Annotated in this window: 11 protein-coding genes; 3 read left to right on the top strand and 8 right to left on the bottom strand. The window is 49.0% G+C overall.

The annotated features are described in order from the left end of the window. Window positions 1–284: 284 nt before the first annotated feature. Window positions 285–1,082 carry an alpha/beta hydrolase gene (locus QZ303_RS01640; protein ID WP_295728175.1) on the bottom strand — a complete coding sequence of 266 codons (798 nt, stop codon included), beginning with the start codon at window positions 1,080–1,082 and terminating at the stop codon, window positions 285–287. A 148-nt stretch (window positions 1,083–1,230) separates the two neighbouring features. On the opposite strand from QZ303_RS01640, the gene QZ303_RS01635 reads away from it, so the two are divergent. From QZ303_RS01635 to asnS, 3 genes are all read left to right on the top strand, one after another. Then, window positions 1,231–1,686, top strand: coding sequence for a Fur family transcriptional regulator (locus tag QZ303_RS01635; RefSeq protein WP_295728172.1), 456 nt, complete (start codon window positions 1,231–1,233; stop codon window positions 1,684–1,686). 431 nt (window positions 1,687–2,117) lie between these two features. Beyond that, on the top strand, window positions 2,118–3,698 hold the full coding sequence (locus QZ303_RS01630; protein ID WP_295728169.1) for a pseudouridine synthase: 1,581 nt from the start codon (window positions 2,118–2,120) through the stop codon (window positions 3,696–3,698). 94 nt (window positions 3,699–3,792) lie between these two features. Beyond that, window positions 3,793–5,193 (top strand): asparagine--tRNA ligase, encoded by a 1,401-nt coding sequence (gene asnS / locus QZ303_RS01625; RefSeq protein ID WP_295728195.1) that lies wholly within the window; start codon window positions 3,793–3,795, stop codon window positions 5,191–5,193. An 88-nt stretch (window positions 5,194–5,281) separates the two neighbouring features. Here the strand turns inward: asnS and ettA are convergent, their stop codons facing one another. The 7 genes from ettA to QZ303_RS01590 form a co-directional block, all read right to left on the bottom strand. Next, complete coding sequence (gene ettA, locus QZ303_RS01620) at window positions 5,282–6,967, bottom strand: energy-dependent translational throttle protein EttA (RefSeq protein ID WP_295728166.1); 1,686 nt, start codon at window positions 6,965–6,967, stop codon at window positions 5,282–5,284. Window positions 6,968–6,994: 27 nt separating this feature from the next. Next, a complete protein-coding gene (gene def / locus QZ303_RS01615) occupies window positions 6,995–7,564 on the bottom strand; it encodes a peptide deformylase (RefSeq protein ID WP_295728163.1) in 570 nt (189 codons plus the stop codon). Further along, entirely contained in the window at window positions 7,561–7,974 is a 414-nt protein-coding gene (gene ruvX / locus QZ303_RS01610; RefSeq protein ID WP_363322813.1) for a Holliday junction resolvase RuvX, read from the bottom strand. Before ruvX ends, def begins: the two co-directional genes overlap by 4 nt. 115 nt (window positions 7,975–8,089) lie before the next feature. Continuing rightward, window positions 8,090–8,875 carry an SDR family oxidoreductase gene (locus tag QZ303_RS01605; protein WP_295728156.1) on the bottom strand — a complete coding sequence of 262 codons (786 nt, stop codon included), beginning with the start codon at window positions 8,873–8,875 and terminating at the stop codon, window positions 8,090–8,092. Window positions 8,876–9,038: 163 nt separating this feature from the next. Further along, complete coding sequence (locus QZ303_RS01600; protein WP_295728152.1) at window positions 9,039–9,605, bottom strand: HdeD family acid-resistance protein; 567 nt, start codon at window positions 9,603–9,605, stop codon at window positions 9,039–9,041. 192 nt (window positions 9,606–9,797) lie between these two features. Further along, a complete protein-coding gene (tpiA, locus tag QZ303_RS01595) occupies window positions 9,798–10,553 on the bottom strand; it encodes a triose-phosphate isomerase (protein WP_295728150.1) in 756 nt (251 codons plus the stop codon). A 75-nt stretch (window positions 10,554–10,628) separates the two neighbouring features. Continuing rightward, the gene (locus QZ303_RS01590; protein WP_295728148.1) at window positions 10,629–11,891 is read right to left on the bottom strand and encodes a BT_3928 family protein; all 1,263 of its coding nucleotides are present in this window, start codon (window positions 11,889–11,891) and stop codon (window positions 10,629–10,631) included. Window positions 11,892–11,909 lie beyond the last annotated feature (18 nt).

The following is an 11,909-nucleotide window of genomic DNA, read 5'->3' as shown; positions in this document are numbered from 1 at the left end:
GCGACCCCGACCTTGGCAAGGTCGTGCTCTACCAACTGAGCTATTTTCGCGTTGGGCAACCGTTTTTTTGCGTTTGCGATGCAAAGGTAGATACTTTTGATGAATCAACCAAATGTTTGGCGCTTTTTTTTAAGAATATTTGGTAAAATGAATTTTTGTAAAGATCAGTCTGTTGGTTTGCAGTCTGTTGCGTGAAACACATTGCATGCCGGTGATAACCTGAACAGCATGCAATGTCCACGGCATAATGGCATTGCATGCTGTTCTTTCCAGCAGGGTGGGTATCAGAATCCGCCAAGCCATGCCTTAAGCTGGTTGAGCATCGCGTCATGATATGCGAATGATTTTTTGTATCCCCATCCATGGCCTCCCGTAGGGTATATAACCATAGACGCCGGGACTCCGGCCCCATGTAGTGCTTGATAATAAAGTATACTATTGGAAGGGATCACGGCCGTGTCATCATCGCTGAGCAGCATTATCGCGCGAGGGGTGTCTTTGGTCACTTTCAACTCGTTGGAATATTCCAGCACTTCGGATTCATTAGGATTCTCGCCTAAAAGGTTTTTCCTGGAACCTCCGTGTGTGATTCCCTTCTTCATTGACACTACGGGGTAGAACAGTATCTGGAAATCTGGGCGTGATGCCGTGTCGGCATGGGTCGCAACTGTGGTGGCGAGATGTCCTCCCGCCGAAGAACCCATTATGCCTATATCTTTGGGGTCGAATCCCCACGTCGCGGAGCTGTCACGCATAACTTTCATGGCGTTTAAGGCGTCCGTTATGGGCAAATCCTTGTTCCCATTGGGGAATGAGTATTCAACAACGGCATATGCTATGCCCATGCCATTGAAATAGGGCACCCAGTCGAAGCCCTCGTGCCCGGTGGCGAGGTGTGAATATCCTCCGCCGGGGAGGTCGACGACCGCGCGCCCTGTCGCAGAGGATGCTGGCGGCAGGAATACCGTCATTTTGGGGTTCTCTACCTTGATTATGCGCGGCGCACCTTTTTGGCCAATGGCACTACTTGATGCGAGGGCGCCGAGTGTGATGGCTGTGATCATTGTTTTTAGGTGATTCATGTGGGATTTTGATTGGTGGTGAATTTGGTGAAAGGCATAGGGTTGCCATTCGGCTTTGTAGTAATAAGAACTGTTATGGTTAACAAAGTTAGAATTTATTTTGGAGTACATCAATTATATTTGCTTATTTTGCATACAAAAAGACGTTATGACTTCCGACAGATGGCATATTGATAATATAGATGATATATATACGACGCTACAGCGCAGGCAGGTGCGCCCTACGGCCAACAGGGTAGCCATATTCCGGGAGCTGTTGAGGGCGAAGTCCCCACTGAGCATGTCTGAACTTGAAGATCGCCTTGAGACAATCGACAAGTCCGGGCTGTCGCGTACGCTTGCTTTGTTCGCCTCGCATCAGATTGTGCATATAATAGAGGATGGCAGCGGTGCGGCTAAATATGAGGCGTGCCATGGTCATGTCGGACATTCGGTGGCGGATATGCATCCCCATTTCCACTGCGAGGTCTGCGGCTCTACGTTGTGCCTCTCTGATTCGCCTGTGCCTGCGATATCTCTGCCGGAAGGATATGAGATTCGTGCTGTGAACTACATGATAAAGGGCGTGTGCGATTCATGTGCCCGCAAAACAAAAGTTAAATAACGCTAAAAATATCGTTGTCATCTCTTTTTCGTATTGAAGGCAATGGAATTATCGGATGTAAATATTGTTCTAATAAAATAGAAATCTTATCTTTGCATTGTTTTTAGGAATCGGTCATGTGAGTTGCCTTTCCATTTCCCATTGGTTCGCTCTCGCCGCAACGGCATCGTATGCTTCTCCCGGCTGAGCGTTGGAGCGGAGTCTGTTACATGATAACGTTTCCTTGGTCAATGTCAAAAAAGATATATTAGTCACTAATAATTTTTATCAACACCAACTGTTTGTAGATCGAGATTTAGCAATTTAGAAAAGAAATGTATCATGTGACGTTGGAACCCGATAGGGCACTCATACTTCACATTGATTAGAGTATGACGCCGAGAGGCCGAAACAAATTCATCAACATTTATCATTGGAATTTCACTTAATTTATGGATACTAACAACGAAGAGAAAAAGCCCCGTAGACCGCGAATAGGTGACCGAATACAGTCGGGCGAAAGCGGTGATGCCGTGTTTAACAACACCAATACTAACTATAATAATAACACATCATCGTCAGATGATGCACAACAGCCGCGTGCCGACTATGGACAACAACGTCCGTATCAGCCTCGTCAATACAACAATCAGCGTCAAGGCGGCTATCAGCCACGCTACAACAACCAGCACGGAGGTGGCGGTTATCAGTCACGCCAAGGTGGCTACAACCGTTATAACAATCAGGGTGGCGGTTATCAGCCACGTTATAATAATCAGAATGCCACACCGGCAACTGAAGGCGGCGAAGCCTCTTCGACAACTACACAGAATACAAATTCTTACGGTTCTGACACTAACCAGCAGGGATATCAGAACGGCGGTTATCAGCCCCGCTACAACAATCAGGGAGGGTATAACCGTCAAGGTGGCTATAATAACCGTCAGGGAGGCTACAACAACCAGAACCGTCAGGGCGGTTACAATAACCAGAACCGTCAAGGCGGCTACAACAGCCAGAACCGTCAGGGGGGCTACAACAACCAGAACCGTCAGGGCGGTTACAATAACCAGAACCGTCAGGGAGGCTACAACAACCAGAACCGTCAGGGCGGTTACAATAACCAGAACCGTCAAGGCGGCTACAACAACCAGAATCGCCAAGGTGGCTATAATAACCGTCAAGGCGGTTATAATAAGAACCGTCAGCAAGGAGGCCCGCGCCAGCAGGGAGGTTTCGGGCTTCCACGTCAGGGAAAGAGCTTCACACCGCGCCCAAAGCGCATAGAGTATGAGATGCCCATACCCGATCCAAATGAGCAGATCCGTCTGAATAAGTTCATGGCAAATGCCGGCATATGCTCACGCCGCGAAGCCGACGAGTTTATCCAGCAAGGTCTCGTAAAAGTCAATGGAGAGGTAGTCATCGAACTTGGTACCAAAATCTCCCACAATGATGTAGTTGAGTATGACGAGAAGGTGGTGACGCTGGAAAGCAAGTGCTATATCCTTCTCAACAAGCCCAAAGATTGCGTTACCACAAGCGATGACCCCAATGGACGCACTACCGTAATGGATCTCGTCAAGGGCGCTTGCAACGAACGCATTTATCCTGTAGGCCGTCTCGACCGCAACACTACCGGTGTCCTGCTCCTCACCAATGACGGCGACCTTGCTTCAAAGCTGACGCATCCCAAATATGTCAAAAAGAAAATCTATCACGTATGGACGGACAAGGACATATCGGAGGATGACATGCAGGCTATTGCCGACGGTATCGAACTTGAGGACGGCCCTATACATGCCGACGCCATCTCGTATGCGACAGAGACCGACCGTAATCAGGCCGGTATAGAAATCCATTCCGGACGCAACCGTATCGTGCGTCGTATCTTCGAGAGCCTGGGATACCACGTTACCAAGCTTGACCGTGTTTATTTCGCTGGACTTACAAAGAAGAACCTGCCTCGCGGTCGTTGGCGCTATCTCACGCAAGAGGAGGTCAACTTCCTGAAAATGGGATCGTTTGAGTAATATATGAAATAGTATGCCGCGTAGTAGTGCGCTATGACATCATTATAGCGCACTACTACGATGTCAATACTATAGCGGCTAACCAAAAGCTATCATACATTTAATGAAAAGAGAAAAAATCATAGACCTTTTCAAAAAGGCCGAACTTATAGGAACAGAAGTAACCGTAATGGGATGGGTGCGTACTCGCCGAGGCAACAAACACGTTCAGTTTGTGGCTTTGAACGACGGATCGACTGTGCGCAACATCCAGGTAGTACTCGATATGGCCCGCTTCTCTGATGAAGAGCTGAAACCTATTACAACCGGTTCCGCTATCCGTGTCAACGGTCGACTTGTCGAGTCGATGGGCAAAGGCCAATCCGTGGAGGTACAGGCTGGCAGTATCGATGTGTTCGGCACTGCCGATCCGGAGTCATATCCGCTTCAGAAGAAGGGCCATACGCTTGAGTTCCTCCGTGAAAAGGCCCATCTGCGTCCGCGCACAAATACATTTGGTGCAATTCTGCGTGTGCGTAGCGCTTTGGCTTTTGCCATCCACCGCTTCTTCCAGGAACGCGGCTTTTTCTACCTGAACACACCTCTGATTACCGGTAGCGACTGCGAAGGTGCGGGAGCTATGTTCCAGGTCACGACGCTTCCGTTGAATGACCTTCCCAAGACCGATGAAGGCGTTGTGGATTATTCAAAGGACTTTTTCGGCAAACCGACGGCTCTGACGGTAAGCGGACAACTTGAAGGTGAACTCGGAGCTACGGCTTTGGGTGCCATCTACACTTTCGGCCCGACTTTCCGTGCGGAAAATTCCAATACTCCGCGCCATCTTTCCGAGTTTTGGATGATAGAACCGGAGGTTTCGTTTTTTGACATAAACGACAATATGGATCTTGCTGAAGCGTTCGTGAAGTACTGTATCTCATACGCTCTTGATAATTGCCGTGATGATATCGAATTCCTTGCCGATCATTACGATAAGGGGCTCGTGGATCGGCTTAATTTTGTCATCCACAATGACTTCGTGAGGCTGACCTATAGCGAAGGGGTAAAGATTCTCGAGGAGTCGGGGCATAAATTCGAATTCCCCGTATATTGGGGCGCAGATCTCCAGAGCGAGCATGAACGTTTCCTTGTGGAGGAGCATTTCAAGAAGCCCGTCATCCTCACCGATTATCCCAAGGAGATCAAGGCATTCTACATGAAGCAGAATGAGGATGGCAAGACCGTAAGGGCCATGGATGTGCTTTTCCCGAATATTGGGGAAATTATCGGTGGCTCGGAACGTGAGGAAAACTACGACAAGCTGCTTGCGCGTATCGAAGAACTTGGCATTCCTATGAAGGACATGTGGTGGTATCTCGACACCCGTCGTTTCGGCACTGTACCTCATTCCGGTTTCGGCCTTGGATTTGAACGTCTCGTACTTTTTGTGACCGGTATGACCAATATCCGTGATGTGATACCGTTCCCGCGCACTCCTAATAACGCAGAGTTCTAAGGCGTTGAATACGATAACAATTAAGGGTGCTAACCGACTGTCGGTTAGCACCCTTAAATTTATATAGCCTATCAAGCGGCGACAGGTGTTATTCCATCAGCTTACGATAGCGGCGTCGCGGTAGCTCTTTGCCTCCGTTGCGTGCGCGCTTGAAATCCTCGTAATCGGAGTATGAACCTTCATAAAACACTACATTTCCATCAGGCTCGAATGAAAGTATATGAGTGCAGATGCGGTCAAGGAACCAACGGTCGTGGCTTACGACTACGGCACATCCGGCGAAATCGTCGAGGCCTTCCTCCAGTGCACGCAATGTGTTGACATCGATATCATTGGTCGGCTCGTCGAGCAGTAACACGTTGCCTTCCTCTTTAAGAGCCATGGCGAGATGCAGTCGGTTGCGTTCACCGCCGGAAAGGACTCCGATTTTCTTTTCCTGATCGGCGCCGGTGAAATTGAATTTCGACAGATAGGCGCGGGCATTTATGTCGCGACCGCCCATTCGGAATGAGTCGGTACCTTGTGAAATCACCTCATATACCGACTTTTCGGGAAGAAGGTCGTGATGGCGTTGGTCGACATAGGCGATTTTCACAGTCTCTCCGACATCGAATGTGCCGGAATCGGCCTTTTCCTGACCCATGATCAGACGGAAAAGCGTAGTCTTACCCGCCCCGTTGGGACCGATTACTCCGACTATCCCGTTTGGCGGAAGAGAGAATGACAGGTCGGAGAATAACTGTTTCTTGCCGTATGCCTTTGCAAGCCCGGTTGCTTCAATCACCTTATTGCCGAGACGAGGGCCATTGGGGATGAATATCTCCAACCGCTCTTCGCGTGCTTTTTGATCCTCATTGAGGAGCTTGTCATATGAATTAAGTCGCGCCTTTCCCTTGGCTTGACGGGCTTTCGGCGCCATACGCACCCATTCGAGTTCGCGCTCAAGGGTTTTACGGCGTTTAGATGCCTGCTTTTCCTCCTGTGCCATGCGTTTGGTCTTTTGATCGAGCCATGAAGAGTAGTTGCCTTTCCATGGAATTCCTTCTCCTCGGTCGAGTTCGAGAATCCATCCGGCTACATGGTCAAGGAAATAGCGGTCGTGTGTGATGGCGATTACCGTGCCGGGATATTGCTGGAGATGCTGTTCGAGCCAGTCGATTGACTCAGCATCAAGATGGTTGGTCGGCTCGTCGAGCAAGAGCACGTCGGGCTGCTGTAGCAACAGGCGTATCAAAGCCACACGACGGCGCTCGCCTCCAGACAGGGTTGATATTTTCTGGTCGTCGGGAGGGCACTGCAATGCGTCCATCGCGCGTTCAAGTTTTGAATCTATATTCCACGCATCGGCGGCATCGAGCTTGTCCTGCAACTCGGCCTGACGCTGAATGAGGGCGTCCATTTTGTCGGGATCCTCAAGAATGTCGGGATCACCGAATGATTCGTTGACCTTCTCGAATTCAGCCAGCAGATCCATGACCGGCTGAACGCCTTCGCGCACGACCTCGATTACGGTTTTGTCGGGATCAAGTTGCGGCTCCTGTTCCAGATAACCCACAGAGTAACCGGGCGAAAATACAACTTCGCCCTGGTAGCTCTTGTCGATACCGGCTATGATCTTGAGTAAAGATGATTTTCCCGAGCCATTCAGGCCTATTATGCCGATTTTGGCACCATAGAAAAACGAAAGGTAGATGTTTTTCAGGACTTGTTTTTGCGGAGGATATATTTTCGATACACCCACCATCGAGAATATGATTTTCTTGTCGTCTGCCATAGAGAAATTTATTTGAGCGGAGGAATCTTATTTTCTGCCTTTCTGAGGAGCGTAGCGCACGGGGTAATCGACACGTTTGCGTCCTGTTATTATAGCCGAAAGCTTTGCCCGCAGAAGCTGACGCCGTATGGCTGAGATATGATCTATATAGAGCTTCCCTTCGAGATGATCGCATTCATGCTGCACGATTCTGGCAAGAAATCCGGAAATTTCCTCCTCATGAGGTTGGAAATCTTCATCGACCCAGCTGAGATGTATGTGTTCCACACGTTGCACGGCCTCTGATAGGTCTGGAAGCGATAGGCATCCTTCGTTACGGGTTTCTGTCGGGCCGTCAAGTATCTCTACCCTGGGGTTGATAAGAGTGAATTTGCGTCCACGGCATTCGGGAAAGGCGTCGCCCACGGCATCTGCATCGATCACTACGATGCGCACGTTGCGTCCGACCTGCGGTGCGGCCAGGCCCACACCATCGGAATTATACATGGTTTCCCACATGTCGGCGACAAATTGTTTTAATTCCGGATAATCCGGAGTCACATCATCCGAGATTGCACGAAGCACTGGATGACCGTAAAGATATACCGGTAGTTTCATTGGTTGAACTGTTTGCTTTGAAGATAATCATTTAGAATGATAGTGGCGGCTATTTCATCGACCACGGCCTTGTCCATGCGGCGTGATTTACGCATTCCTCCGTCAATCATGGAACGATGTGCCAACACGGATGTGAACCGTTCGTCCCAGAATATGATTTCCACATTATCCGGAAGCGTCTTTTTCAAGGCCATGATGCCGGGCCGTATGTAGTTCATTGATTCGGAATCCTCTCCGCGCATGGTCGAGGGTTTGCCGACGATTATGGCATCCACGATTTCATGCTTCATATATTCCACTACCCATTTTGAAAGGTCGCATGTACGCACGGTTGTCAGTCCGGTAGCTACAATGCGCAATGAATCTGTCACTGCGATTCCGCAGCGACGCCGTCCATAGTCTATTGACATTAGCCGTCCCATTCACTGCAAAGTTACAAAATCACGGCCGCATACACAAAAGAGAAAGTCAGAGAATCCTGTCAAAAGATTCTCTGACTGTCTCTCAAGGATATTCCTTTGATGTTCAGTCGGCCGCATCATGCGCGGCAAGCTCGACTTCACTCTTATTATCAGCAGGACGTGACAGATGTATCGGCATCTTGACCCACAGGCGTCCCGGAATCAGTCGCCAGAAGAATACGGCGACAGCCCATCTGCGATCGATTACAGCAATGCGCGTGCGTCGATTCAGCGCTTTGAGTATCATCGGCACTACTTCTTCCTCCTTCATTATCATGGGATACTTCTGAGCCGGATCAAGCAGGGGTGTACGTACCCATCCCGGACGTATGTCCGTAAAGGCGATTTTGATTCCCCGCATGCGTGCCAATTGTTCCAGCGCTTCAATATAGTTCTGCTGATAACGCTTGGAGGCCGAGTAGGCCGCAATCTCGCCTATTCCTTTAGTGCCGGCTACCGACGAGATGATTGCGATATGTCCTTTCCCTACGTTTCTGAAATAATGAAACGCAGTATCGACCATACGGGTGAAACCGACCACGTTGGTCTCAGCAGTGGCTACCTCACGTTTGATTTCGAGTTCGGGATCGAAGAATCCGATTCCGGCCACATGGAAATATATATCCATGCCGCCAAGTTTTCTGATAAGATCGAGAAGCTTGCGTGGTGCTTCCTGTTTCGTAATGTCAATGGCTTCCCATTCAACGGCATCCGGGAACATCTCTTTTAGCGCTTTCATGCGCTCGACCTTTCGTCCGGCCACTCCTACACGCCAGCCTGTTGCAGCCAAAGCCTCGGCCACATGCTCTCCGATGCCGGATGTCGCTCCTACTATCACTATCTTTTTCATATCGATGCGTTTTTATATCTCTAACGCCGGTATATGTCATATTGTTGGATTGGATATGTGGGAATGTAGGCGATTGCCTGACAACACCCTCCCGTCCGGACACAAAAACGGCGGTATGCCGAATTTCGACACACCGCCTTAATATTCGTCTATGGTATGGTGATTACTCCTGCTCTCCTTGTCCTACTTGCGGTTTGATGTCGTAAGCCAGCATACATATTGAGAATCCCCAATAGATGAAGGCAAGCGAGGTAAGGAAGCTTACCATCTCCATGTTCTGTATCCATCCGGCTTCGATAAAGAAAAATCCGATGAGCATAAGTAAAATGCCGTTGATAAGATATAGCCACCAGTATTTTCCTTTATGTCCGTTGACCGAACTGATAATCATGGTGATACCCCAATAAAGGAATATCAATGCAAGAAAGTATGGGAGGATGGCCTCAGAAAGGATTATGCTCCTTACCATCAGGAAGCCGATAAACATGTCAATCATACCTCCTGCAATCCACCATCCCCATCCTCTCGGAAAATGCGGACCTGCAGCTACGATCAACTGAACGATGCCTACGAGAATCAGCAGCCATCCGAATATCTGTGATGCAATGGCATATCCGGCCACGGGCCAGAACCAATAGGCGAAACCGCATATTACCATTACGATGCCGGCTATCAACACGAGCCACCAGCTCTTTGTGTAGCCCAGAAAGTTAAGTTTTGAGAGACTCATAATAAATTTTATTTAGTTGAACTGTTTTATCCTATAACAATACTTTTTAGGAAATAGTTGCAAATGTTATCTGATTTATTAGACACTCTCTGAGATGCTCTTTGGGGGGTGGATGCTTCGGCATACAAATGAAAAGAGTCGTATAGGCATCACATCTGCCTATACGACTCTAAAAGTCTATTCTTGAAAAAATCAGAATGCTGTTACGATTCCCATAAATGATGCTGCGTCGAGGGCGGCGCCGCCGATAAGGCCACCGTCAATATCGGGTTTTGCAAACAGCTCTTTAGCATTTGAGGGCTTGCAGCTGCCGCCATACAGTATGGAAGTGTTGTCAGCGACTTCTTTGCCGTAGCGTCCGGCGATAAGGCTGCGGATGTGGGCGTGCATGTCCTCTGCCTGTTCAGGTGTGGCGGTCTTACCGGTACCGATGGCCCATACAGGCTCGTAGGCAAGGATAATCTTGCCGAAATCTTCAGCGGAAAGATGGAAGAGTGCATCTTCAATCTGTTTTTTTACCACTTCGTTGTAGATACCGTTCTCTCGCTCGGCAAGCACCTCGCCGATGCAGAATATGGGAGTGAGGTTGTTCTCAAGGGCGAGAGCGACTTTTTCTTTCAGGATCTCAGAAGTCTCACCGTAGTACTGGCGACGCTCTGAATGACCGAGTATCACGTAGGTAGCACCTGTAGAAGCCACCATGGGGGCTGAAACTTCACCAGTGTAAGCCCCGGACTTATGGTCGGCACAGTTTTCGGCGCCGAGTCCGAGCTTATCGGTATCGATTACGGCATTTACCGATGCAAGATGGGTGAACGGAGTGCAGATTACGACATCACACTTGGGGGTAACGCCCTTTAAAGCCTCGTTGACATCTTTGGCAAGAGCCACGCCTTCCTGGAGAGTGGTGTTCATCTTCCAGTTGCCGGCTACTACATTTTTTCTCATAGTTGCTAAATATATTATTGGGTTATGTATTTCTATGTGTGAAAGGTGCGTGGCCTTTCAGATGTGCAAATTTACTTATTTTTTTTGATTCATGCGTGAAAAATGCAATTTTACAGCACGACCGCTGCGGTCAAGAATCCAGAGGAAAAGCTCGAGTCCAAGAAAGAATAGCGAGAGTGTCCACATTATGGTCTTGCCTGAAAAACCGAGCGACGGAAGTGTATCAGGTTCAGGTTTGTCGAATATTTCCGAATCAATGGAGTTGAGCGTGCGTTTCCACTGTATCACTCCGTCACGCAGATACACAACAGCGATATTCCCTCGTGCTATCTCCTTTATAGAAGTGTCCTCACTCGTGAATATCGGATACGAAGCCATGGAAAGGTCGCGCCACATATCTATGCCTTCGTTGTCTGAAGCTATGATGGCGGCCATTCGTCCGCCTCTGGAATTTACATGGCGATTTATCTCATTGATAAGGTAGGTCGAGGAGATATCGGTATTTGCCATATCGGGAATCAACAGCAGTACTTCCTCGCCTGTGGAGCCGATGGCTTCGGCGGTCGCCTCGTTACCGTCAGTGTCGTAGACGGTTATCATGCCGTCATACCGGTTCTGGTCGGGTTCAGCTCCCGGTGTTGCCTCTATTCGATCCACAAATGTCCATGAGTCATCGGGAATCGAATCCTCAGAGAATTCCCGTGCCACACCATCTTTCTCATATACAAATACATATGTTGGATCGTCATCACTCATGCCACCTTGTGCGTATAGCCCGAGAGGGGTACCGGTGGGGTAGGACCGGAAATCGACCAGCGGCTGTATGTTGTAGCCGAATATCGCGATGACGAGGATATATATTATGGCGATAACGGCAACGAGCCACTGGCTGTAGGTGGTGAATAATCCACTTACCTTTGAGTTGTTGACAATAAGGTATATGATGAGAATTGTCAGCACGACATTCTTGATGAATGTGGCCGTATTGGATATGACCCACATATCGCCGAAGCAGCCGCAATCGGCCACCGGATTGGCTATGGCGATATATAACGTGAGAGGGAGCATCCCGGCCATCATCAGTCCTATGAGCCATGAGCACGTGCGTTTGTAGCTTCCCGTGAGCAACAGGAAGCCAAGCAGGAACTCCGATGCCGCCAACGTGGTGGCGACGGTGAATACCACTCCATGCGGGACAGGTATCTGCCATACGGCAAGATATTGTTCAATCTTATAGATGAATCCCCAAAGGTCTATAGTCTTGGCCAATCCGGATATGACGAATGTGACACCTACCACTACTCGGCATAGCCATACCGGGAATGTTTTATTCGTCATGATATGACGTTTCGCGGT

This window comes from uncultured Muribaculum sp. (genome assembly GCF_910583865.1).
Classification (GTDB): Bacteria; Bacteroidota; Bacteroidia; order Bacteroidales; family Muribaculaceae; genus Muribaculum.
This window is presented reverse-complemented; position numbering and strand designations above follow the sequence as displayed.

What these genes read in the sequence shown, in the direction of transcription:
- QZ303_RS01640 (WP_295728175.1), bottom strand. Translation starts at nt 1,082, where the DNA reads ATGAATCACCTAAAAACAATGATCACAGCCATCACACTCGGCGCCCTC.
- QZ303_RS01635 (WP_295728172.1), top strand. Translation starts at nt 1,231, where the DNA reads ATGACTTCCGACAGATGGCATATTGATAATATAGATGATATATATACG.
- QZ303_RS01630 (WP_295728169.1), top strand. Translation starts at nt 2,118, where the DNA reads ATGGATACTAACAACGAAGAGAAAAAGCCCCGTAGACCGCGAATAGGT.
- ettA (WP_295728166.1), bottom strand. Translation starts at nt 6,967, where the DNA reads ATGGCAGACGACAAGAAAATCATATTCTCGATGGTGGGTGTATCGAAA.
- def (WP_295728163.1), bottom strand. Translation starts at nt 7,564, where the DNA reads ATGAAACTACCGGTATATCTTTACGGTCATCCAGTGCTTCGTGCAATC.
- ruvX (WP_363322813.1), bottom strand. Translation starts at nt 7,974, where the DNA reads ATGTCAATAGACTATGGACGGCGTCGCTGCGGAATCGCAGTGACAGAT.
- QZ303_RS01605 (WP_295728156.1), bottom strand. Translation starts at nt 8,875, where the DNA reads ATGAAAAAGATAGTGATAGTAGGAGCGACATCCGGCATCGGAGAGCAT.
- QZ303_RS01600 (WP_295728152.1), bottom strand. Translation starts at nt 9,605, where the DNA reads ATGAGTCTCTCAAAACTTAACTTTCTGGGCTACACAAAGAGCTGGTGG.
- tpiA (WP_295728150.1), bottom strand. Translation starts at nt 10,553, where the DNA reads ATGAGAAAAAATGTAGTAGCCGGCAACTGGAAGATGAACACCACTCTC.
- QZ303_RS01590 (WP_295728148.1), bottom strand. Translation starts at nt 11,891, where the DNA reads ATGACGAATAAAACATTCCCGGTATGGCTATGCCGAGTAGTGGTAGGT.